Here is a 22036-nt window from a genome sequence, read left to right on the forward strand (position 1 = left end):
GCAGATGCCAGTGTCCATGTTGCCGGACCGGAAACACCCAAGTTCGGCGCAACTAGCGTGATGATCAGATACAGGATTCATTCATGGTCCGCAACGGCTTGGAGAAGCTACGGTGATGTGGGATGAAGCTGATTTTAAAGTAATATTTTGCTGAAATTATGGGATATTTTGGGGAGTTTGCGGGGTTGGAATCAAATATTAAGCGCGTATTTGGGCCGGAATGGCTGTTTTTACGCGATTTTCTTGGGAAAATGATGGTTGGGCAATGTTTGCTGTCCAATTATGTGGAGAGGGGATTTTTGTTGAGTGGTGATTTTAAAAATATTGCAATTGTTTTATAACGTATTTCAATGGTCAAGTATATGCCAAAAAAAGCTTCAAAAGTCTACTATTTCTTGCGTACATAGAAATATGTTGGCGTTATATACTTGTATTAATGTAAAATAAAAATTTGAGTCAGTTTTTTATGATGTGTGTGGTTGACATGAAGTGTGTAGGTGTTAAATAGATCGAAATCTCAAAAATGAAGGATATTGCTATGGAATATTACATTAGGATTTAAAAACAAAACACTTTAAAAAGGAAATGTATATGTTCAAATTATCAAACAAACCATTAATTAACAATTCAATTGGATTGAAAAGCATTCAAGATGTTCGAAGCAACTTTGATCAATGTTGCATCGGGCATTGCGATCATGACTTAATCTCTGGTGGAGATGCGAGAGCTCCGGGAAAGTTCGTAGAACTTATCCAGACCATTTTGAAAGTTCGCAAGCATTGTCAGGTAAAGCCAAGGTTTGAGGCGTTGCTAAATGTTTGTGCCGGACAGAATGTCGATAATCGTATCAATCACATAACAATATAGGAGATTAAGAATATGACAAATTTCAAGAAAAATGACCAAGTAGAAAACAATGGCAATGCTCAAGTAAACTCTGGAGCTGTTGAACCCCAGTCCGGTGCGCAGGATGGTGGTGGTCAACCTACTTCCGGCTCTGGTACTAATTCCCAGCCAGGTAAGGGCGAAGGTCAGGACAACCCTGAACCAACTGTTAAGTCTCCAACCGAGAAGTTGACTGAATTTTTAAAGGATAAGCATCTCGGCACAGAAATACACGTTTCTGATATTGTTGGAGCTTGTGGGTGCAAGGATGATGAATGTGTTGATGTTATCCGCGATCTTAATATGCAGCTACGCAAGAAGTTCCAGTTTCTTGGCGAAGATGGGAAGCTCCTGATTAAAAGAAGATCATTTTCGGAAAAGGAAGAACCTAAAGCTATTGAGATGTTGAAGTCTCTTTTTGAAGAAGCGAAAAGTTCTGAAAGCAACTCCGTCAAACTTAAAGATATTTGTGAGCTTCTTCAATGTGATCCGGGTGCTGGCGAAGCTATCTTTTATAAATCTTGTTATGCACTTAAAGTGTTCGTTGAGCTTGATAAAGTCACGGGGTATGAGGATAAAACTAAATCCGATAATGCCAAGTTTCATGATAGAGGGTGGAGTCTTGGTAAGAAGGCCTCTGATGACAGTATGGACCGAGCAGGTGTCCCTTTAGAACATCGACCTGAAGTAGGTGCTAATTACTATCACGAGGTTGATCCAAAAGAAGAAGTCATAAAAATTTATTATCGGAGAAAAATTGCATAGTTTCTGATCCGGTAAAAATGTTATCCAGACTTAGCCGAGGTTCCGAACTTTATCGGGGCCTCGGCTTTTACTTTGTCTTGTATATCCATCTTCCAAAATGTTGGATTGAACTTTCCAGAAGATGCCGGAACCTTCGTGACCAGATAAATTGAAAGAGGATAATCTTCTAAGTTGATTGAAAATATTAACTTGAAAGGAGATTCATGATGAATAGTGATGGTTTCGAATTGATCTACAGTTATACCCGGAAGCAAGCGATTGAAGATGGTGTTCTTATCGATGTTACCGAACAGGCCAAGGAAGTTGGCTTCAAAGTTCCTACGGCAGTTTCTGACCGTCTTTACCATGAGTATGTGGTTCCATCGAAAGAAATGGAAAATTCAGGGCAATCAGTTGAAGGTCGTCTGCATGATCTGTTGCATCTAGCTGCATTGTGCGCCCGAAGTCGGTGGGATGGTAGCCGGGTTTATTTCGATGTTATGTTCCAGATGGAAGAAGGACCGAAGTTTGAAGAAGTTCATGTTGTCGCAATCATCGGTGCGGGTGACGATGGCAATCCTGTCATGACCATATGTAGACCTGAGGATGAATAAGGATCGTACTGATCAAAAAAAGACCACTTCGTGATGAGGTGGTCTTTTTGATTTGAAGCGTATTATTTTAGTATTTCGGAGACTAGCTTGTGCAGGAAAACGATTTGTTCATCGCTGGTTTTCTGGATCATCCATAGCAGGTCTTTTTCAAGTTCTTCTCGTGTCGGTTGGGCAGTATCGAAGTCCAGAATATCTTTGACTGGAACTTTCAAACCATTGGCAATCTTGTTCAGAGCATCCACAGTTAGTTTCGATGATCCACGTTCTATTTCACTGATATATTTGTCGTTCAGGTCGGATTCGTTGCCGAGCTGGGCCTGCGTGAGACCTCGCTTTTTTCTGATTGATCTGATCTTATTGCCAACTAATTTCGAAATTTCAGCCATATACGACTCCTTGAGCAGTATAGTGGCGGTCCTTGTGGTTTATATAAACATGCTGATTCTTGAAAATTTTGTAATTAAATTCTTGCCAATTCTTGATAAAGGAATAAAATAAATAAAAATATCAATCTTATTAAACCATTATACATGGAGGTTCCTATGGGACAGGATTGCGAGTTCTGTGGCGAGAATCTTGACGATACTGGCTATGATCACGAAGACGGCACCTATTGTGGCAATTGCTCGACCATGAACGAAGGAGATTGGGATGGTGACCATGATGGGGGATACGATGACTATGAATAATGAAACCGAGCAGGTAAAACCGGAAACAATCGACCTTAGTAGAAAATGCAGTTTCTGCGGGAGCAATTTAGCCGATACCGGAGTGGACCACCCTGACGGCATTCTCTGCACCAACTGCTCGACTCTCAACTAGATTCATAAGTTTCGGTAAGGTTTTTTGAAGCCCCAGACTAACCTCTGGGGTTTCTTTTGCATTTTTCCCATTGATAAGGAGTTGGGATGTTTGAGCTAAGTTTTCTCAATATTGGTGTGTTGATCTGCGGGGGGATCGCAACCTTCGCAATATATTCCTATTATAATTTGGAGTTGCCCAAAATGATAACTACGTTTGTAGTGGTGTTTTTAGTCTTCATGCTGTTAGCCCACTATACTTCATGGTTCAGTTATGTGGTTGGCCTTGTTGTAGTCTTGGCAATTTTTGGAGTCATTGGGAGCATGCAGGACGGAAATAAAGGTGTGAAGAGAATGACAACAAAGTCTACGGATACTACGAAGCCGGAGAGAAAAAGACCGACACCAAAGAATGATATTGAAAATGCAAGGATGCAGAAGATCAAAGCGTGGGATGATGCGTATTATGCTGCATTTTATGATTCAACGGTCAAACATGTAATGAAGATGCGTAGTTCCAATGTTGATAAGATTCAAGTAGCTCCATCCATGAGCGAAATGGCTCATGATTTTAGAAAAATACAAGTTGAGACTGACTTGGAACATCGCCGGAGCATTGCCAAAGAAGCTGTCGCTGATGCGCTTGATTCTTTGGGGTACACATATGTGTATGACTCGTTTAACAAAAAAGGTGGTATGGATGTAAGTTATGATGTCGGGGAGCGTGGGCTCTCTTTTAAAATGACGGGAGCAATTGACCATGTTGTTACTGACTTTCGTCCTGACGAACTTGTTGCGACCATTGAGTTCTGATTTGTAAATACTGTACCTTTCTTTCCCTCGCTATGACCCTACCAGCCCGGACCTAGGTTCGGGCTTTTCTATTGCCTTCTGCATGATGTGTTAAACGATGCAATAATACGGTCCCCGGAGTAGCTGGATAGCTCTTCGGGGTCATGTTTTTGGGCGTATTAAGCCTATTTTTTAGCGTATTATCTATCCATGTTTGCTGGGGTTTGCTGGGGTTTGCTGGGGCGCGCTATTAGGTGGCTATGTTATTCAGTCTTTTCCGTAATATACTGAAAAATAAGCATAAAAAATTTAATATTCTACCCGGTTGTATAGAAATAATAGCAGTGAAGGCTGGCGATGCGCTGGCTACGGTTGAGGAAATTATTTTTAAATAACCGGGCGTGAGAAGTAAAAAATGGTTCGCCATTAATGGCGGACCACGGCGTGCGGTAAAAACTTCCTAAAAAGGAGGTAATGTTATGGCTAGTGTTGTTGGAAATTCTGGAGTCGTTAATTTAGATGCAGTCTTTAAGAAATTAATACCTGAAATTGTAAAGAAGCATAATGATCTTGAATTGGAAATGGATTCTTTAATTAAGGAATGTGCTGTCAATATCAATAGTCTTAATCTTGGGTCACGCAAGGTTAGAGTGTTTAAAGATAAGCTGCAAACAGGTAAATATTTAGAAAAACTTAAAGAGAAGTGCTTGGATAACAGTTTTGAATGGTCAGAAATATTTGAGGAAGTACAAGGATATTTAAGTGAAAGTCAAAGAAATTTACAGCGTTTTATGCTTGTTGCCCGTGAGAGGGAGTTAGATCAGAAATATTATTCAGAAAGTTTTACCACAGTACATGACTATATTGCAGCAGTCAGAAAGGCTGATAAAAAAGTTAATATTAACGATGTACTTGATCAGTTAAATTTTAATGAAAGTAAAGAAAGTGTTCGGCGTGACAGTGCTCGCCGGGCAGCATACAAAGTGGCATTAAGAACAGTAAATAAAAATTCATTTGATCCATCAGAAATAAATGATCTGGAGGTTCTTATCGATGCTGCTGAAGTTGGGTTTGATTATAAAAAAATAGTTGATAGCTATCTCAAAGTTCCAGACGATAAAAAGTCAGAACATGTTGATAAAGCATTGCTGAAGTCTAGTTCACGTAAACTTAATGCTGTTAGCATCGAACCTATACATTCGATACTTGCAAGATTAAAATCGGAAATGGATGGTATTAAAAAAAGAAGTTCAGAACTTTCAGTTCTCGATATTTCCATCTTAAAGAATGTCGTTAAATGTGCCTCAAGTATAATCAATTAAATTAAATAAGTTTAAAGGAGCTATAAAGGCTACGGGAATTGTCCCGTAGCCTTTTGTTTTGTTATGCTAATATTTTTATCTTCATTTACAATAAAGCATCTTGAAATGTATTTAGAGTGTTTTCCAGATGCTAAGATCAATGTTCTGCTATCTTACGGTTTAAGAAATAGTGATACAGAAAGATTTTTGAAAACACATTACCATAGAATTGGCTACCTGATCTTAGACTCCGGTGCATACACGTTAAATAATGCAAAGACTCAAAAGATAAAGGATCAGATCACCCTGCCGGGTTATGCCGCTTTCCTTAAAAAAATCGGAAGTTATTTCCTGTTCGCATTTAATTATGATGCAAATTTTGGTTACGATGGGTTCTATGAAAACGCTAAGAATATGCAGTTTCTTCTTGGTCAAGGAAACAAAAATATTGTTCCGGTCATGCATGCCTATACATGCGAAGAAGCTGATCGGTTTATTGCTGATGGAAATAAGATCATTGCTTTGGGATTTTCTCCAGAAGGTAAGAAAAACCGTAAGAACATTAGGAAGTTTTCAGAATATTTCCATGAACATGGAGTGAAAGTTCATGCGCTTGGGGCAACGAGTTGGAAAATTCTTGCCGACACTCCGGTTGCATACGCAGATTCAAGTTCTTGGGTTCAGTATGGCAAATATGGGACAGTTGTTTTCTGGAATGATAGCAAAGCTGTTGTTACCGGAACCGGGCAGGTCGATTACAGCAAATGTTGCGAAACATATTACTTCTACGATGACGCGAGTAAGCCAAGAAAGCCCAATAAGGTTTACTATGATCAGCTATCCGAAACGCATCCTCTGCCGCAGTTTGTCGAAAAGTATTTGAAATGTGATTGGTTTGATCTGCTGAACAAGAAAGCTACTGATCTGCGAACAATGGTAAACATCTACTTCTTTCAAAAACTTCAGGAAAAAGTGACAGAGCATCATGCGAACAATGGTTGGTATTTTGATTAATCTAGCCAACATCCAGTTAAAAATCAGGGAAGGTTTCGGCCTTCCCTTTTTTTACGTCTTTTTAAAATTGTCCCAAAATGGATAGAAATAATAACGATATAATTTGAACGTTTACACGATGCGAACGTGTAAATCTAACCATAAACATTTTAACCTATGGAGGTGCCTACATGGCAACACCAAAAACAAAGTTATCTGAACCTCAGAAGGTTCAGAACATTATCCAGAACCTGATCGTTCATACCGACGGCAAGAATTCTTATGTTGAAATTCCGTCAGAAAACCACCGTAAGCAACTGGCTATAGTTTCTTGCCCTGATTTCAAAGATTGGTTTGAAGTCGAATATTCAATGAGATATAATAAATATGCACCTAATTCTTCATTGAATGGAGCTATATCTTCTTTGAGAAAAAGAGCAAAGAATAGTGCAAAGGTAGTTGAAATTCATAGACGTTTTGCCCAAGATGGGAAGAATCAGATTATCGACCTCTGCGATCCTGCAAATAACAATGTAATCGAGATCAATTCATCAGGTTGGAAGATAACACAGAACTCCAGTGTCATATTCTCACTGGAAGATAACTTTAAGAGCATCGATTCAAATATTACCCGCTCCGGAAATCTTTGGAAGTTGTTCAAGTATATCAATGTTAAGGGCAAAGTTGACCGAATCAAGCTTCTGGCATGGATTTGTTCGCTTCCAATGGCAGTGGAAAATCCAATACTTTTGCTGAAAGGTGTCCATGCAAGCGGCAAAACAACAGCAGCAGAGCGCATAAGGGAGATATTTGACCCTGCCAGCCCGATGAAGATGAGTATTTCATCAAATGAAAGTGATCTGGCTTTAGCGTTCTATAGCAATCCTGTCTGTTTCTTTGATAATGTCGGCGGTATTACGAAAAGAGTTGCTGATATGTTCTGCAAAGCTGTGACCGGAGACGGATACTCCAAACGTGAACTATATTCAGATTCAAATATGGTTCATTACGAGTATAAACGTCCGGTAATAATGACATCAATCCATAACCCGACTACCCGAAAAGATTTTCTTAGCCGTTGTCTTCCTATTTCTATGAATTCAATTGGTTCCGGTAGTCGAATTTGCGAATCCGAGATTGATGCAGAGTTTCAAAAGGACCTGCCAGATATTCGTGGCGGAATACTTGATCTGATCGTGTTGGCCTTGAATATTAAGGATAAAATTAAATTACATCACCAAACTCGACTTGGGGATTTCGATAAGTTCGGCGCAGCAATAGCCTATGAACTAGGCCTTGACCCCAATACTTTTATCCATGAGCGACTTGAATCTGAAAAGAAAGCCAGTCTTGCTGGAACTTCTGATTTGTTCTTTGAAAGTCTGGTAGAAGTTATAACAGATTCAGGTGGTGCTTTGCTTGAACCTTCATCAACCATAACTGATAAGATTAACGAGAAGATTGAAGCCAATGGCGGCGAACCTATTAGCTCTGGTTCAGTTGGCAAAAAATTTCAGCATAATGAGGATGTTCTTAACGCTTTCGGGATTGATTTTTATAAATATGAAAACAAAAGACCTGTTGAGTACAAGCTGTCTTTGAATGATCCTTTGGAAGGCGTTGATCCTGTTTCATTTCCGATCACCTGTAACAAATGCAAACGTCTGGAATTTTATCAGGATGAAGTTGATTATTGCCAGATTCACAAAGTTGATATTCCTGATCCCGGTAGGGAAGTCCGCTGTAGTAAATTTGAGTTTAAAGAAGTTGAATATCAAATTGAATCTATACAGGAAAGCTACGTTCAAGAAGCTGATGAAGATTTTGTAGATATGGATGCACTGTATGGAGAAGTTTTTGATCCAGATGAAGATTTGGAACCGAATGTCGAAGTTCAGGAAGAATTAGATTCTATTCCGAAAGAGTATGAGTCTGTATTTGGTTAAGCCGAGGGTCGTTTGGAACGATGGCACGGTGGCACGATCAAATTCAGATATAATTTATTTAATTATATAATTTTATTAATTTTAAAAAAAAGGGAGCATTTTCATCAATCCATCGTGCCATCAATCCTAGAAGGAGAAATGGTTCCAATGGATATGAAGAATTAATCCCATCTGAGTAAGTTCAAATTTCATTTTCTTGGATTACCGGGTTAGCACATCACGACTGCCTGTCCGGTAATCCTTGATAAGTTCATCAAGTAAGAATTTATATCAATCAGTTTAAAATTTTAATAATTAATTAAGTATATTCAGTTCATATCAATCATATTCAGATCATCCTGTTAAACAATGGGAGAGTGCAATGCTCTCCCTATCTATATTCAAAAAACATAGCTGCGGACCCTCTATGTTCATTTCAATGTAATCGGAAAGGTCTGCCCCTGATTCTTCAACATAATACAGGAGGATTGAAGAGATACAGGACCATTAGTCCGGCTTGCGGCGATCATCGCAAAACAGACCCTCCTAGTAACGTAGACAACATCGATGGTTTAGAATCCGTCACTGATTATTAAGTTATCAAAACCCGGCAGGTATCAAACCAACAAAGGGACATATTTTTTAAGAGTTTCTGATCTATCCGGTCAAAATGTCAGATGTTTGCATCATTCTTCGGCATATTCCGTATTTATTCCCATAAAGTTCCATTAATTGTTCAATTTCTTCATTCAAAATGACCCCTAGGATCAATTTGTTTTGAAAATATGATGTTTGGCCTTTGGGGAATTGGAAATCGCAGGAGGCTCAAGAATACAAAGAATTTTGCTGTTTTTGATGCTGGAAACATTAAAAAATCATAAATTCATGTCACTTATATAGAAATATATTGTTCAAAACTATTTCTATGGAGGAAAGACATGGCAAAAGATGTTTCCAAAGATCAGAAGAAGTCGAAGATGTTTGAATCGAAGTATGATGCAAATATTCTGCGAAATCTCATCAAGGAAGGTAAGAACGCTGACGAGGTACAGGATGCCCTTGGGTTGGCATCTCGACAAAGTTTGAAGCAACATATCCTTCGTTTGATCAATGAAGACGGCAAGTTCTATGAAGTTGCTGGACTTTATCGTGATGCGAAGAAAAATCCTATGATCAATTTCAAGGGCGATATCAGGATTACCAAACGTCAATTATCGTTTGAAGGTTCAACCTACAAGCATAATGACCAGTTTGAAATCAGCGCAGACAATGAAAAGATCGTTTTGACCAGAATCGTTTCAAAGTCCGGTGATGTTGAAGGTCAGTCTGTTGATGAACTTGCGGCGAAAACTGACGGTAAAATTGATGTCAAAGGTTCAACCAAGTAAACATCGGAAAGCCGTGTCCGTAGATGCGGTTTTCTTTTTATGATTTTACTAAAATGTTTGGGGTTAGTCCTCTGGTCCTTATGAAGTAGCTCATACTTTGAGGGGTAACGCCGAATATCTTACCTATTGAAGATTTATTTAAGCCCCGGTCGAGAAGTGATTGAATTTCATCAACCCGGTCATCAAGTTTTGAACTTCTTGAACCTTTCTTGCGACCAAGAGTAAGACCTTGCTCCCGGCGTTTGGCAAGAGCGACCTTGGTTCTGGAAGAAAGCAAATCTTTTTCTATCTCAGCCATGAGTGCAAATGTGGAAACCATGACCTTGGTTGAAATATCCTGCTCACCATCCTTGATATGAATATTCTGCTTAATGGCGATGAATTCGACTTTCTTGGATACCAGCACATCTACTATTGAAACGATCTGGCTAAGAGAGCGGCCTAATCTGGAAAGTTCCGATACAAGAAGAATGTCACCTTCGTTCAATGAATTCAAAAGTTCATTAATCCTACGCTTGCTCATAGATTTTGAGGAAGACATTGCGAGCTTGAACCAAGTATCAACCTTAATGTCTCGGACGCTACAGTATTTCAAGATTTCAAGTTCCTGATTATCCACGTCTTGTTTGGTGGTCGATACTCGAAGGTATGCAGTTACTTTCGCCATTATTTTGCTCCAAATTTTATGTTGAATAATGAATGCTTCAATTTGAATCAATTTTACAATATTTGAAGATGTAACACCCGGAATTTGTGTACAAAAGTTTGATCAAAATTACGTTCGTTTTCTTTTTCAATGATTCTTAAATTCAAAATATTAATATAGAAATTAACCTCTTAAACTACATCAAGATAAGTGCGGTTATGTTTGGGCGTGGGTCGCAATAAGGACGGAGGGAGAATTCGGCAAGAAGGTGACGCAAGCTATAGATTGTTGATCTGACTTGTTCAGATTCACGGTGGGCGCAAACATGTCCGCGCTGAATGAAAGTAGTGGTGATGGTCATTAAAGGTTCACGCAAGACAATATGAGTCCGGTTGTCGTTAGTGAATACCGCCAGAGTAGAAGCAAATTTCAATTTATAAGATCAGTTTGATCATAGAGGAAAGCTCTGGTTGACCATCACCCAAACTTCGAAAAATCTTGATGTAGTTTTTATGATGTTTTAGAAGTTAAGTTAATGATATTTTTGAATAAATTTTCAAAAATGCCTTGCCCCAGTGCCGTCCAGTGTTTATAAATATGGGAAGGAATTGTCTGGAAATGGTGGCTAGGTAACTAAGTAACCGAACTTTAACTATTTATTGTAATTAGCTGCTATTCCGCTGTCGGCGTATGCCGGGTGGATAGCGGGACCTATTTTTTTCCCCGCTGATTGGGGCTGCATTGGGCAGTATTAATGCTGATTCAACTTTCTGACGACAGGAAGTTCCTAATGAAAAAAATAGAATCCCAAACATCTGCTGATCTTTCCCATAACCTTTCGGTGCAACTTGGAAAAACTCTTGAAGCTTACGAAGTAGCTTCAATCTTCTCCGTGAATGAAGAGGATGTTTTACGGTATTATGAAAACTTTGGTGGAATCGAAGTTATACCCGGACATTATGTGTTCTTTGAGAACAAAATTTTGGAAAAGGTAGGAATAATGCCGACATTAGATAAACGTCAAAAGATGTCTCGGTGGAAAGGGGTTGTTCAGGTTGATGGAGTTCGCAAAGAAAAGCGATTTCATGATGAAAGTGATGAAAGTTACCAGCAGGCAGTTGAATGGGAAAACCAGCAACGGCAAAATCTTAAAAAGGGAATCATTGAAGAAGTCGTTGCACAGATCAAAAAGGAGGTAGTTGAGCATAAAGATAGTTCCGTCATAAATTCTATGTCATCTGTCACATTGAAAGAGTTTGCTGATCAATATGTAGAATATTGCACTGGGCGAATTAATCCTCGGTCAGTGAAGGAAAAACGTCGGCATTTTAACACCTTGATAGCTCATTTCACTGAATCTTGTTTTGTAGAAGAAATCACAGCATTTAAAATGAATAAGTTTCTTCAAGAGGTTTTAAAGACGAAGACTGGAAATATGGTCAACATCATTATGAAACATCTTAAAGCTGCATGGTCATGGGCTGGGGGATTTGTTGAGGGATTTCCGCAAAATTCTGATCCCTTCAGAAATATCCAGAAGTTTCCTGAACAAAGGCATCCTCGTTATGTGCCACCTAAAGAAGATCTTGATAAGGTCTTTGACGTTGCGGAAGGTCAAGATAGGGTTATGCTGAAGACCTTTTATTATACAGGTGGTCGAAAGAATGAGATTTTTAGTCTTAAATGGGAAGACGTCTTGTTTGATTCAAACCAAATTAGGTTATGGACTAATAAGCGTAAGCATGGAAACAGGGAATCCAACCTTATCCCGATGGTTAAAGAATTAAAACGCATTTTAACAGAGTGGAAGAAAGCTTGTCCCTGCGAAAGCGATTATGTCTTTATTGAGGTTAGAAAGAAAGCACCAACATATGGGCAACGTTATGTTTATCGTAAAGGATTCATGGAAAGGCATTGCGATAAAGCAGGTGTAAAAAGATTTGGATTTCACGGCATTCGTCATTTATTCGCAACTACATTATATAACAATGGGCAACCGTTGGCTGTAGTTCAGAAAATGATGCGTCATAAGAATCCGAACACCACCGTTAGATATCTCCATGAGATGGGACTTGATCGTGCTTTGGAAGCTGTTGAAGGTGTGCTTTAGTCGAATAACTCCTGAGCGTGATGGATGGTTGCTTGAGGCCGGACCGGAAGGTTCGGCCTTTTTGCTGTGTAAGTTCATGTATATTAGGTTGTTATTGCTTGGCGTTGTAAAGCGACCTGTGTTTGACCTGTTGGTGACTTGTTGTTGACTCACCGATTGTTTGTGTGTTACCTGTTGTTTACTGAAGACAAAATAGGAGGTTTTATGACTGTTGCTGAAAAACAAATGTTCGAAAATGCATGGGAATTTGAAAGTGGTGAGCAACGAGATAAAATGCTTGAATCTCTTACAGCTGAAAACTGTGGTGAAAAACTGTTGCTGGTAAGAGATGTTTCGAATCTTACAAGGCGTGAGCTGGCAAAAGTCATAGGGTGTTCAGAGTCGACCTTGTCAAGAATCGAACGTGGTGTATCAAAGCCTACAAATGAATTTCTTTCACGACTTTTAGCACTAGTGACAATCGGGTACTACAAGTACTCACAGCTCTCCGAAGCAGAAAAAGAGAAAATTTCAGAAACAATAGGGACTAGTGGAGGAGTTCTTGCTGGTGTTGGGGGAGCAATTGCTGCTATAGGTGCAGCAGGAGTTGTACCGGGGTTGTCCGCAGCAGGAATAACAAGTGGATTGGCTGCAATTGGTGGAAGTATGCTTGGTGGAGTTGCTGTGGTAGCTGCTATTCCTATTGCCACCGGTGCGGCCGGGTACGCTCTGGTAAAAGGAATTAAAGCGATTTGTGATTCTAATCGTTTGTCATGTACAGCAGTGGATGACAAGTATGAAATATGTACGAAAGATAATGATTAGATTAGGAGGAAATAATGGATAAGGTCGTTGATAAACTTGTTGGCCTTGGAGTTCCTGGTTTAGTTCTTCTTATTGTTATGGCTAGCACTGGTCTTGCTGGTGCAGCGGCTTTGACAGCAGCACTTGCAGCACTAGGGGGACCATTTGGAATGCTTGGTGGACTGGCTGTGCTTGGGTTGCTTGTTATGCTTTCTAGTAGCTTAACTGAGTATGGGGTAGATGCCTTGGCTAAAGCAGTTATTGATGGTTTGACAGATAAAGGTGAAACGAAGGACTCAATCATTGAGCAAATCAATAATTTCCCTTTAATTTCAAGCGAAATGAAAGGGAAATTAAGAGATCATGTTAATTATGCATGATTTTAAGTCATATATGTTGATTTTAAGATAAGATCGGGCCGGATGGCTCGGTCTTTTTTTGTTCCTATATGTTATAGACGCTGGCTTTGGTTCTAGTATTTTAAATTCGCTTATGTATCATTCTTAGCTGTGTCCAAAGTGTGTCCTTGTTGTGTCCTGTCTTTTGTTTATTGTATTTATATTATCATTTGTTTCTTAACATCAAGAATTTAAAGTAGTTTTTTTATTTTGATTGGCGATGATACAGCAGCCTCGTCTGGATTGTGTGCTGGTCTGATCAGACCGTCCACTTCACCTTCCCTAAAGGCAGTTCCAACGGCCTGAGTCATAAGGATCTTGGCGAAGTGACCCTCGAAGATGCCAATGGCGGTAAGTATCAGGGACTGCGTACCCATTATAAATGGACTCCCGGTCTTGTTGTTCGCGACTGGCGTTATGTCGTTCGCATTGCTTCCATTGATCCCAAAAATATCGGTTCCAATTCCCTGCGTCATGCACTGATTGAAGGTTTGAACATGATCCCCAATACTAACATGGGCAGAACTGCCATTTACTGCAATCAGACTGTGAAAACACTGCTCGATATTGAAGCGTCCGACAAAAGCAACGTCATGCTCAAGACTGAGAATTGGGAAGGCAAGCCTGTAACCACTTTCTGGGGTTGTCCGGTACGTCGTGTGGATTCCATTCTCAATACCGAAGCAGCAATCAGTGCGTAACTAAAAGGAGTTAAGAGTATGTATCTTGATAAAGAACTTTGTTTTTGTGAGGAGCAGGCAGTTACTGCCAGCGCGGTTTCCCAGAATGTAATCAATGTCGGTGAAGACTGCGGTTCCGGTGGTAATGTCAGACTTAAGGTGATGGTTGATGGTGAAGATTTTGCTACCCTGACCAGCCTGCGTGTGGGCGTACAGGCTTCCGGGACTGATGATTTCTCTCTTTTTGATACTCTTTTCGAATCCGGTTCTATCCCTGTGGCAGAACTTAAGCAGGGCTACAGCTTTCCTCTGCCTTCCCTGCCGGTGACCCATAAGGGATTCTTGAGACTTTCCTTTACTGTAACAGGAAGCAACGCTACCGCCGGTAAAGTCAGCGGTTATCTGATCATGAATGATCAGACTAACGTCTAAGGTAGGTCGTAAGTGAAATACGTCTGCAAAAAAGATTGTTACGTGAGGAATCCGCAAGGTAAGTTGCAGCATTTCAAAGCTGGAATGAGTGTCGATTATGCTGCTGGTGTTGAGGTTGCGGAGCATTTTGAACCTGCGGGAGGGCCTAAGACAAAGCCAGCCGCTAAAAAAACTATGCCTAGAACTAAGAAAGAGGAGAGAGAAAACTAGTCTGGTTTTAGCATTTTGAATCAGTACAAAAGTAAAATCCCCGGTCTGTATTGACCGGGGATTTCTTTTTGTTAGGGAATAATTATTTTACAGGAGATATGAAGCCGGCAGGCTTGATGGCCAATAATGATTCCGTAAGAGCTCCTGCTACTTTTTCAGCGGTATTGCCGATGAGTAAACCCGCTATGCCGGAACGTGCCACGCTTCCCATCACGACTATGTCCATTTTCTTTTCCAGTGCATATTCCGGTATTAATATGCCGGGGTCGCCGTGCATGATTACTTTGCGGGGTTCATTCGGGAAGGAAGTGGCCTCAATCAGGTTTTCGAAGGCTCTTTCGCTACTGTTTTTTTCATAATCCAGATATTTTTCCACTTCATTTTCCGAAAAATATGGGTTGGCGGTGACGCCTTCCATATAGCCTTTCCAGCAATGCATTACATGCAGTTTTCCGCCAAGAACACGGCTTAGTTCTGCTGCATGTTTGAGGATGTTGCTGTTTAACGATTCGTTACCCGGTGAATTATCAAAAGGTCCGATTGCCGCAAGAATCCTCACCGCTCCCCTCCAGAGATGACCGTGGTGAATCCAGACCGGACAAGGGCATTTTCGTAACAGATGCATTACGGTGCTGTCCGGAGCTTTTTCTTGTGTCGTTTGCGGGCAAATGACCAGATCATATTTATTTTCGTTAACTGCCTTTATGCACTCAATGAACCCCTTGCCCCATCGAACTGAAAATTTGATGCGGCTTTGCTCTATGTTTTCTTTTTCCAAAGCAGATTGCAAATTGGCGTTGTGACCATCGAGGATATATTTTTTTAAATCCTTTCCCTGAGTGTTGAAATAGTCGAGTACAGATGTTTTGGGGTTTTCAAAAACATGCAAAACGGTAATGCCTGCTCCGCTCTTGTCCGCAAAATCAAGTACATGTTTAATCAGTGGGGTATCTATTTCAGTACCAAGGTAAAGTAAGATTTGTTTTGTCATATAATCCTCTTTTGATTTAGACCTGTTACTTTTCAATTTCGCAATTGTCATTTGGGCCGTTTAAAAATACTTTTGGGGTGTCGGCCTCCTTATCACATACCATCCAGTAACATCCTCCTAATGCGAGGAGTATTAGGCCTAGTGATATTGCCTGCATGTAATCTATTTCTTTGAAATCAAGTACAATTACTTTTCGTGCAGCGGCCATTAGTGCTGTGGCTATGACAAGTTTTAGATGAATCATCTTGTATTCAAGATATATTATTATATTCGCAAATATTTCGATGGCAATCAGCACTGCCATGAAAGCTCCGAATGTTGCTAAGATATCATTGATATTTAACAAGTAGATAGGAGGTGTTCTCATTCGCTGGTAAAGAACCCATATTACATCAAGTATCCCCCAGATTATGACAAGAGTCATCAGCATTGCCAGAATGCGCACAGAGAAGCGTATCAATACCCATAATCTGTCTATTATAGGGTCAGAGCATGGGTTTGCAGAAGTTTTCTTATCAAAAAAGAACATAGGTAAACCTCGCTCGCAATGTTGAGGATATTTCTACTCTACTTTAGCAGGTAATATTTATAAAAAACAGTGGGCCGGATAATAAATTTTTAAATTGTAAATTTCGAAGAAATTGTAGTCCTTATTCAGTCCTGCGTAGATTTAGCCCGTAAACTGTGCTAGTTATTTTATATGACAAAAGTGATATGCAAATATATTCGCAATGAATTATTGCGACTATTCGGGCTTGCAGTTATTTTTCTTTTTATGGCTTTACCTGTCCGTGCAGAGGAAGTGCGCCATGTTCTGGTCCTTCATTCTTATCACTCCGGAATGTCTTGGGTTACCAATATTGAAAAGGGAATTCGTGATACATTACTGGTACCGCCTTATAAAGATTTAGTTCTGCATATCGAATATATGGATACCAAACGGCATCATTCTGCTGAACATTATGCAAGAATCCGAAATCTGCTCGAAGCAAAGTTTAAAAATATAAGCCTGTCCTTAATTTTGTCTTCCGATAACAATGCCTTCGATTTTCTATTGGAGAATCGTGATGAGCTGTTTCCCGGTGTGCCGATTGTATTTTGCGGGGTAAATAATTTTTCAGATGATCAGATCAAGGGAGTAAAAGGAATCACGGGAGTTGCGGAAGTAATGTCATCGCGTGAGACCGTGGAAAGTATCCTGAAGCAGTTGCCGGAAACGAAATCCATCTATGTTGTTAATGATTATCTCAAAACAGGTAGGGCTTGGGAAACCACGATAAAGCGGAATCTGGTCCCCTTCAAAGATCGTGTCAGTATCGAATATAATGAGAACCTTACCATTGCTGGCTTGCGGGAAAAAATACATTCTTTGAAATCGGGCAGCGTCGTATTACTTGGTGTGTATTACTCTGATCGGGATGGTAAATATGTAACATATGAAAAGCTGGGCAGCATTCTTACAAAGGATAGTCCGGTACCGGTTTATTGTCTTCTGCGTTTTAATCTCCGTGATGGTGTAATCGGTGGCAAGGTTATCAGTGGATATCATCAGGGTGTGATGATGAGCGAAGTTGCCCGCAAGGTTCTTGCCGGGGAGAAAACAGCCGATATACCGGTAATTAAGATCGGGGCCAATGCATTTATCTTTGATTGGCAATCTCTTGATAAGTACGGAATTTCTATTGAATCAATTCCTGAAGAAAGCGTTATCCTCAACGAGCCCTTTTCCTTTTATGATGAATATTTTTATCTTGTGTGGAGTACTGTCTTTGTTTTCACGGCCATGATTGTTCTCGTTATTGTTTTAGTTAAGAATGTTATGGCCCTGCACAAGGCCCGTAGAGATCTTGGTCATTCTGAGATTAAATACCGTTCCATATTTGATAATGCACAGGAAGGTATTTTCCAGACCAGTGTTGAAGGAAGAGTTTTGGCAGCTAACTCTGCTTTTGCTGCAATATTCGGGTACGATTCTCCGGAAGAAGTTATTGAAGTCTTAGATAATGTTGGAAAGAAACTTTATTTGAATGAAGTCGAGCGTAATACCTTGCTCACAGCAATGCAGGAAATAGGAACTCTTTCTGGCTTTGAAGTGAAAATGAAGTGTAAGGGCGGTGAGATCGTTTGGATTACCATGAATGCCCGAAAGACGACTGATCAAAATGGAAAGGTTATTTTTGAAGGTTCTGTCGTGGATATTACTGAAAGAAAGCTTAATGAACGGCGTATAATTCAGTCCGAGAAAATGATGTCTGTCGGCGGACTTGCAGCAGGAATGGCACACGAAATTAATAATCCTTTGGCCGCTATCGTTGGTGCTGTTCAGAATTTGCAAAAGCGACTGGGCAGTGAAAGCAAAAAGAATATTCTGGTCGCAGAAGAGTGCGGGATACCGTTTTCAGCAATTACAGAATATCTGGAACGCAGGGATTGTTTAAAGTTTTTGGATGGTATTTATGAATCAGGACTCAGGGCAGCAACTATTGTTCGTGGAATGCTTAGTTTCAGTCGCAAGAGCGGCAGCGATTTTGAGCCTCACAGTTTGAACTCAATTGTTGAAAATGCTTTAAGTCTGGTTATGAAGGATTATGATTACAATCGAAATTATGATTTTAAGAAAATAAAAATTACTAAGGAGTTTGATTCTCCCAATTCATTGATAAATTGTGATGAAGTTGAAATTCAGCAGGTTGTATTGAATTTATTGAAAAACGGTGCGGAAGCTATGGGCGAAAAGTCATATGTTGACGATGGTCCGTGTTTTGTCCTGCGTATCCGCGAAAATATGTCCATGGCTGTGTTGGAGATAGAGGATAATGGTCCCGGTATGGACGAGGAAGTTCGTAAACGGATACTTGAACCGTTTTATACCACAAAGTCAGTGGGTAAGGGGACCGGGCTTGGCCTCTCTATTTCATATTTTATTATAACCAGACGGCATAAAGGTTCCATGGAGGTTTTTTCTGAGCTCGGCAAGGGCACTCGTTTTGTGGTTCGCTTACCGCTTTACAAAGAATAAATTTCCGAAACAATATTTCAATTACTGAAACAGTACGGGCGGACTTGAGTTGAGTTACTCAGGTCCGCCTTCAATTTTATTCTGACTATGAAAAGGAAATCGTAATAATGCGTATTTCCGAAACATATCAGGAAAAATATGGCTGTTTCAGAAGTTAAAATTTGTAATCTCGCCCTACGTAAACTTGGTGCCAGACTTATTGAATCATTAAGTGACAGTTCGCAGGAGGCTGTTACTTGTAATCTCTTTTATGATCAGGTCCGCGATGCGGTTCTTCGTGAGCATCCGTGGAATTTTGCTGCTTCACGCATAAGACTGGCTAAACTTGCGGATAATCCGGCTTTCGGCTTTGTCCACCAGTACCAGCTTCCTTCAGATTGCCTGCATCTTAGGCAGCTGAATTCCCCGGATGATGAATTTGTTGTCGAAGGGGATAAAATCCTGACTGACCGTGATGGTGCCTCGGCTGTTTATACTATGAAGGTGACCAATCCGGTTCTCTTTGACCCTTCATTTGTAATGGCTTTTGCAGCGCGGCTGGCTGCGGAAATGGCTGATGATATAACCGGCTCCACTACCAAGGCACGGGAAATGTGGACTCTTTACCTTAATGCCATGCAGTCTGCGCGTTTGGCGGATTCAGCTGAAGGACGGGAGGACAATATCCCCAGCGATCCGTGGCTGGAAGCACGGGGAATTCACGGTATGGATTCACCTGTCTGGAGGGCTTAGTTATGTCAGTGTCCCTCATTATGACTAATTTCAGTGCCGGGGAACTTTCTCCACGGCTTGGCGGAAGGGTGGATCTTGCTAAATATTCCAACGGTCTTGCCGAGCTTGAAAACATGTTTACGCATCCTCATGGCGGGGCTTCGCGCAGGACTGGTTTTCGTTTTATCCGTGAGGTTATGGGCCGTAACCAGCTCCCCTCAGCAAGCCTTGATTCCGCAATTAACTGGACTGTCGGGAATGGCTGGACCGTGGCTTCGGCAAATGCATCCTGCGATGGATCACAGACAGATGAGTCAACTCTTAGCAGGAACTTAGAGCTTGTCGCGGACCGTATTTATGAGATCAGCTTCAATGTGACCGGATTTAATTCCGGTGCGGTTTGTGTCAGTGCCGGAAGTGACAGCCTGAGTGAGTATGTTGCTGCTGACGGAAGCTATACTTTCCGGTCCAAGGCAGATGCTGATGGACTGCTTTCAATTATTGCAGATGCAGATTTCTCCGGTGCTGTCGAGGCTGTACAGGTTCGGGAAATCAATCCTGCTACCCGCCTTATCCCTTTTGAATTCTCTACCGAGCAGGCTTACGTTTTGGAATTTACTGACCGTAATATTCGTATTTTTAAAAATGGCGGGATTGTGGTGGATGATCAGGGGAGTCCTGTCGAAATACAATCTCCCTATACGGAAACTGATCTGCCGGGGATCCGATTCACCCAGTCTGCTGATGTGATGTATTTAGTTCACCCGGAGGTCCAGCCTTACAAACTATCGCGTACATCCCATGTCGATTGGAAGATGGAGCTTGTCGCGTTCAGCTCTCCGCCCCAAGAGTGGAACAGCGAAAAAGGATTTCCTTCCTGTGTAACCTTCTTTGAGGAGCGCCTATGCTTTGCTGCCAGCCCATCCAATCCTCAGACGATCTGGATGAGTAAAGCCGGATCGTATGAAGATTTCGCGGTTTCTTCTCCGGTGGTGGATGATGATGCGTGTACCTACACTCTTTCCGCTGATCAGGTGAATGCCATCCGTTGGATGGTTAGTGCCAAGAAACTGATCATGGGCACTTCCGGCGGCGAATGGTGGCTTTCCGGCGGGAGCAGTTTGGATTCAGTTACACCCAACTCGGTTATGGTTCGCCGTGAAACTACCCACGGTTCAGCTGCTATTCCTCCGGTGGTTGTCGGTGGAGTGATGTTGTTTTTGCAGCGTGAAGGCAGGACCATCCGTGAACTTTCCTATTCATTCGAGGCGGACGGTTATACTGCCCCCGATCTGACCATTCTTGCTGAACATTTGACTCGTTCCAACTCCATCACCGAGTGGGCATATCAGCAGTCACCGGATTCCGTAATCTGGATGACCCGTGATGATGGAGTAATGGTCGGTCTGACCTATCAGCGTGAGCATGAAGTAGTGGGCTTCCATCGTCATACCACAGACGGTAAATTTCGATCAGTTTGCACCGTCCCCGGCCCAACGCAGGAGGAGGTTTGGGTTGTTGTTGAAAGGGAAGTCGGCGGCATTTCCCGTAAATATGTTGAGCGTATGGAGAACCAGTTTGTCGGTGAAGGTTCAGTTGATGCTTTCTTTGTGGATTCCGGACTGACCTATGATCAGGGAGTTGCGGATACAGTTTTCAGCGGTCTTGAGCATCTGGAAGGTAAAACTGTTTCCGTGCTTGCAGACGGTGCTGTGCGGCCTGATGTGGTGGTTAAGGATGGTGCTATTACCCTTGCTTCTCCAGCCAAGGTCGTCCATGCCGGACTTCCATATATATCCAACATGAAGACGTTGCGTATCGAAGGCGGGGCCATGTCCGGTGGAACTGCTCAGGGCCGCAAGAAACGTATTTCGCATGTCACTGTGCGGTTATTCCAGTCTCTCGGGTTACAGGTCGGGTATGACGGGGAACATTTAGAGCGTGCCCCGTTCCGCACATCAGCGGATAAGGTTGGCGGTGCCCCCGCTCTGTATACAGGAGACTACGAGGTTAAGTTTAACCGTGGTTATGACCGCGACGGGCAAATATATATCCGTCAGGATCAACCCTTACCGCTTTCAGTATTGGCGCTTATACCGGAAGTTTCGGTGTATTCGTGAATCGGGTAAAAAAGGCTGCACCGTTTAAGCTTGGTATTCCTACCATGGAAGATGTGAATATTGTCGCCGCAAATATTCGCGAAAGTGATCGTGAGGACATGGAAGGGTTGCATCCCGGAAAATCCATACGTGCAATCATCATGGGTGATGTGGAGTATTCAAAGCTGGTTTACGGCTTGTATCGCAACTGTTCAATTCAAGCGATTTTCGGAGTTGTGCCTATTTCAGACGGAGTAGGCTGTCCTTGGGTTGTAGGCAGTGTTGCTATGGACGGAACCCCGCTTCCATTTGCAAGGGCTTCACGGGGGTTGCTGGATATGCTCCAGCGCTCATTTCCTCTGTTGGATACATGGGTGTGCAGTCAGAACAGCAGAAGTGTGCACTGGCACAAGTGGTGTGGTTTTGAGTTTGAAAATGAAAAAGTTCGGCTGGGCAGGGATTATTACTTCCATGCTTTGCGACGGATAAGGAAAAATAAAACGGAGATGAGTTGA

23 protein-coding genes are annotated in these 22036 nt (G+C 41.5%); 19 read left to right on the forward strand and 4 right to left on the reverse strand.

Translation table 11 applies throughout. The features are described from left to right. Positions 1-185: 185 nt before the first annotated feature. From DESAL_RS07125 to DESAL_RS07140, 3 genes are all read left to right on the forward strand, one after another. Entirely contained in the window at positions 186-341 is a 156-nt protein-coding gene (locus tag DESAL_RS07125; RefSeq protein ID WP_157046932.1) for a hypothetical protein, read from the forward strand. Positions 342-879: 538 nt separating this feature from the next. After that, positions 880-1650, forward strand: a complete 771-nt coding sequence (locus tag DESAL_RS07135; RefSeq protein ID WP_015851299.1) for a hypothetical protein — start codon at positions 880-882, stop codon at positions 1648-1650. A gap of 206 nt (positions 1651-1856) precedes the next feature. Next, positions 1857-2243, forward strand: coding sequence for a DUF6573 family protein (locus DESAL_RS07140; RefSeq protein ID WP_015851300.1), 387 nt, complete (start codon positions 1857-1859; stop codon positions 2241-2243). Positions 2244-2305: 62 nt separating this feature from the next. On the opposite strand, the gene DESAL_RS07145 is transcribed toward DESAL_RS07140, so the two are convergent. Beyond that, the gene (locus DESAL_RS07145; protein WP_015851301.1) at positions 2306-2629 is read right to left on the reverse strand and encodes a helix-turn-helix domain-containing protein; all 324 of its coding nucleotides are present in this window, start codon (positions 2627-2629) and stop codon (positions 2306-2308) included. A gap of 156 nt (positions 2630-2785) precedes the next feature. Between DESAL_RS07145 and DESAL_RS20200 the strand changes: the two genes are divergently transcribed. The 7 genes from DESAL_RS20200 to DESAL_RS19680 all read left to right on the forward strand — a co-directional run bounded on the left by DESAL_RS20200 (position 2786) and on the right by DESAL_RS19680 (position 9442). Then, positions 2786-2932 (forward strand): hypothetical protein, encoded by a 147-nt coding sequence (locus tag DESAL_RS20200; protein WP_015851302.1) that lies wholly within the window; start codon positions 2786-2788, stop codon positions 2930-2932. Continuing rightward, complete coding sequence (locus DESAL_RS20205; protein WP_157046933.1) at positions 2919-3065, forward strand: hypothetical protein; 147 nt, start codon at positions 2919-2921, stop codon at positions 3063-3065. Before DESAL_RS20200 ends, DESAL_RS20205 begins: the two co-directional genes overlap by 14 nt. Before the next feature lie 86 nt (positions 3066-3151). Further along, positions 3152-3856, forward strand: coding sequence for a hypothetical protein (locus DESAL_RS07150; protein ID WP_015851304.1), 705 nt, complete (start codon positions 3152-3154; stop codon positions 3854-3856). A gap of 458 nt (positions 3857-4314) precedes the next feature. Continuing rightward, positions 4315-5157 carry a hypothetical protein gene (locus tag DESAL_RS07155; protein ID WP_015851306.1) on the forward strand — a complete coding sequence of 281 codons (843 nt, stop codon included), beginning with the start codon at positions 4315-4317 and terminating at the stop codon, positions 5155-5157. Between the two features lie 105 nt (positions 5158-5262). Next, positions 5263-6150: a hypothetical protein gene (locus DESAL_RS07160; protein ID WP_015851307.1), complete on the forward strand. Its 888-nt coding sequence runs from the start codon at positions 5263-5265 to the stop codon at positions 6148-6150. Positions 6151-6320: 170 nt separating this feature from the next. Then, a complete protein-coding gene (locus DESAL_RS07165) occupies positions 6321-8075 on the forward strand; it encodes a hypothetical protein (RefSeq protein ID WP_015851308.1) in 1755 nt (584 codons plus the stop codon). 917 nt (positions 8076-8992) lie between these two features. Beyond that, positions 8993-9442 (forward strand): hypothetical protein, encoded by a 450-nt coding sequence (locus DESAL_RS19680; RefSeq protein ID WP_015851309.1) that lies wholly within the window; start codon positions 8993-8995, stop codon positions 9440-9442. A gap of 37 nt (positions 9443-9479) precedes the next feature. Here DESAL_RS19680 and DESAL_RS07175 read toward each other — a convergent pair whose 3' ends face one another. Continuing rightward, positions 9480-10109: a recombinase family protein gene (locus DESAL_RS07175; protein ID WP_015851310.1), complete on the reverse strand. Its 630-nt coding sequence runs from the start codon at positions 10107-10109 to the stop codon at positions 9480-9482. Positions 10110-10878: 769 nt separating this feature from the next. Here DESAL_RS07175 and DESAL_RS07180 point away from each other — a divergent pair. The 5 genes from DESAL_RS07180 to DESAL_RS07200 all read left to right on the forward strand — a co-directional run bounded on the left by DESAL_RS07180 (position 10879) and on the right by DESAL_RS07200 (position 14491). Continuing rightward, positions 10879-12198 (forward strand): tyrosine-type recombinase/integrase, encoded by a 1320-nt coding sequence (locus tag DESAL_RS07180; RefSeq protein ID WP_015851311.1) that lies wholly within the window; start codon positions 10879-10881, stop codon positions 12196-12198. Positions 12199-12402: 204 nt separating this feature from the next. Next, positions 12403-13002, forward strand: coding sequence for a helix-turn-helix domain-containing protein (locus DESAL_RS20035; protein ID WP_015851312.1), 600 nt, complete (start codon positions 12403-12405; stop codon positions 13000-13002). 14 nt (positions 13003-13016) lie between these two features. Beyond that, positions 13017-13361 carry a hypothetical protein gene (locus tag DESAL_RS07190; protein ID WP_015851313.1) on the forward strand — a complete coding sequence of 115 codons (345 nt, stop codon included), beginning with the start codon at positions 13017-13019 and terminating at the stop codon, positions 13359-13361. 263 nt (positions 13362-13624) lie between these two features. Then, a complete protein-coding gene (locus DESAL_RS07195) occupies positions 13625-14080 on the forward strand; it encodes a major capsid protein (RefSeq protein WP_015851314.1) in 456 nt (151 codons plus the stop codon). 18 nt (positions 14081-14098) lie between these two features. Further along, the gene (locus DESAL_RS07200) at positions 14099-14491 is read left to right on the forward strand and encodes a Bbp16 family capsid cement protein (RefSeq protein ID WP_015851315.1); all 393 of its coding nucleotides are present in this window, start codon (positions 14099-14101) and stop codon (positions 14489-14491) included. Between the two features lie 292 nt (positions 14492-14783). On the opposite strand, the gene DESAL_RS20210 is transcribed toward DESAL_RS07200, so the two are convergent. Then, positions 14784-15692: a universal stress protein gene (locus DESAL_RS20210; RefSeq protein ID WP_015851317.1), complete on the reverse strand. Its 909-nt coding sequence runs from the start codon at positions 15690-15692 to the stop codon at positions 14784-14786. 25 nt (positions 15693-15717) lie between these two features. Next, on the reverse strand, positions 15718-16221 hold the full coding sequence (locus tag DESAL_RS07215; protein WP_015851318.1) for a phosphate-starvation-inducible PsiE family protein: 504 nt from the start codon (positions 16219-16221) through the stop codon (positions 15718-15720). A 246-nt stretch (positions 16222-16467) separates the two neighbouring features. On the opposite strand from DESAL_RS07215, the gene DESAL_RS07220 reads away from it, so the two are divergent. From DESAL_RS07220 to DESAL_RS07235, 4 genes are all read left to right on the forward strand, one after another. Next, a complete protein-coding gene (locus DESAL_RS07220; protein ID WP_245543797.1) occupies positions 16468-18711 on the forward strand; it encodes an ATP-binding protein in 2244 nt (747 codons plus the stop codon). Positions 18712-18849: 138 nt separating this feature from the next. Next, a complete protein-coding gene (locus DESAL_RS07225) occupies positions 18850-19443 on the forward strand; it encodes a phage connector family protein (protein ID WP_015851320.1) in 594 nt (197 codons plus the stop codon). Between the two features lie 2 nt (positions 19444-19445). Then, a complete protein-coding gene (locus DESAL_RS07230) occupies positions 19446-21542 on the forward strand; it encodes a phage tail protein (protein ID WP_015851321.1) in 2097 nt (698 codons plus the stop codon). Next, positions 21539-22036 carry a hypothetical protein gene (locus DESAL_RS07235; RefSeq protein ID WP_015851322.1) on the forward strand — a complete coding sequence of 166 codons (498 nt, stop codon included), beginning with the start codon at positions 21539-21541 and terminating at the stop codon, positions 22034-22036. The genes DESAL_RS07230 and DESAL_RS07235 overlap by 4 nt, the downstream gene beginning before the upstream one ends.

It is taken from the genome of Maridesulfovibrio salexigens DSM 2638, from assembly GCF_000023445.1.
Classification (GTDB): domain Bacteria; phylum Desulfobacterota; class Desulfovibrionia; order Desulfovibrionales; family Desulfovibrionaceae; genus Maridesulfovibrio; species Maridesulfovibrio salexigens.

What these genes read in the sequence shown, in the direction of transcription:
- DESAL_RS07135 (WP_015851299.1), top strand. Translation starts at nt 880, where the DNA reads ATGACAAATTTCAAGAAAAATGACCAAGTAGAAAACAATGGCAATGCT.
- DESAL_RS07140 (WP_015851300.1), top strand. Translation starts at nt 1,857, where the DNA reads ATGAATAGTGATGGTTTCGAATTGATCTACAGTTATACCCGGAAGCAA.
- DESAL_RS07145 (WP_015851301.1), bottom strand. Translation starts at nt 2,629, where the DNA reads ATGGCTGAAATTTCGAAATTAGTTGGCAATAAGATCAGATCAATCAGA.
- DESAL_RS20200 (WP_015851302.1), top strand. Translation starts at nt 2,786, where the DNA reads ATGGGACAGGATTGCGAGTTCTGTGGCGAGAATCTTGACGATACTGGC.
- DESAL_RS20205 (WP_157046933.1), top strand. Translation starts at nt 2,919, where the DNA reads ATGACTATGAATAATGAAACCGAGCAGGTAAAACCGGAAACAATCGAC.
- DESAL_RS07150 (WP_015851304.1), top strand. Translation starts at nt 3,152, where the DNA reads ATGTTTGAGCTAAGTTTTCTCAATATTGGTGTGTTGATCTGCGGGGGG.
- DESAL_RS07155 (WP_015851306.1), top strand. Translation starts at nt 4,315, where the DNA reads ATGGCTAGTGTTGTTGGAAATTCTGGAGTCGTTAATTTAGATGCAGTC.
- DESAL_RS07160 (WP_015851307.1), top strand. Translation starts at nt 5,263, where the DNA reads ATGTATTTAGAGTGTTTTCCAGATGCTAAGATCAATGTTCTGCTATCT.
- DESAL_RS07165 (WP_015851308.1), top strand. Translation starts at nt 6,321, where the DNA reads ATGGCAACACCAAAAACAAAGTTATCTGAACCTCAGAAGGTTCAGAAC.
- DESAL_RS19680 (WP_015851309.1), top strand. Translation starts at nt 8,993, where the DNA reads ATGGCAAAAGATGTTTCCAAAGATCAGAAGAAGTCGAAGATGTTTGAA.
- DESAL_RS07175 (WP_015851310.1), bottom strand. Translation starts at nt 10,109, where the DNA reads ATGGCGAAAGTAACTGCATACCTTCGAGTATCGACCACCAAACAAGAC.
- DESAL_RS07180 (WP_015851311.1), top strand. Translation starts at nt 10,879, where the DNA reads ATGAAAAAAATAGAATCCCAAACATCTGCTGATCTTTCCCATAACCTT.
- DESAL_RS20035 (WP_015851312.1), top strand. Translation starts at nt 12,403, where the DNA reads ATGACTGTTGCTGAAAAACAAATGTTCGAAAATGCATGGGAATTTGAA.
- DESAL_RS07190 (WP_015851313.1), top strand. Translation starts at nt 13,017, where the DNA reads ATGGATAAGGTCGTTGATAAACTTGTTGGCCTTGGAGTTCCTGGTTTA.
- DESAL_RS07200 (WP_015851315.1), top strand. Translation starts at nt 14,099, where the DNA reads ATGTATCTTGATAAAGAACTTTGTTTTTGTGAGGAGCAGGCAGTTACT.
- DESAL_RS20210 (WP_015851317.1), bottom strand. Translation starts at nt 15,692, where the DNA reads ATGACAAAACAAATCTTACTTTACCTTGGTACTGAAATAGATACCCCA.
- DESAL_RS07215 (WP_015851318.1), bottom strand. Translation starts at nt 16,221, where the DNA reads ATGTTCTTTTTTGATAAGAAAACTTCTGCAAACCCATGCTCTGACCCT.
- DESAL_RS07220 (WP_245543797.1), top strand. Translation starts at nt 16,468, where the DNA reads ATGGCTTTACCTGTCCGTGCAGAGGAAGTGCGCCATGTTCTGGTCCTT.
- DESAL_RS07225 (WP_015851320.1), top strand. Translation starts at nt 18,850, where the DNA reads ATGGCTGTTTCAGAAGTTAAAATTTGTAATCTCGCCCTACGTAAACTT.
- DESAL_RS07230 (WP_015851321.1), top strand. Translation starts at nt 19,446, where the DNA reads ATGTCAGTGTCCCTCATTATGACTAATTTCAGTGCCGGGGAACTTTCT.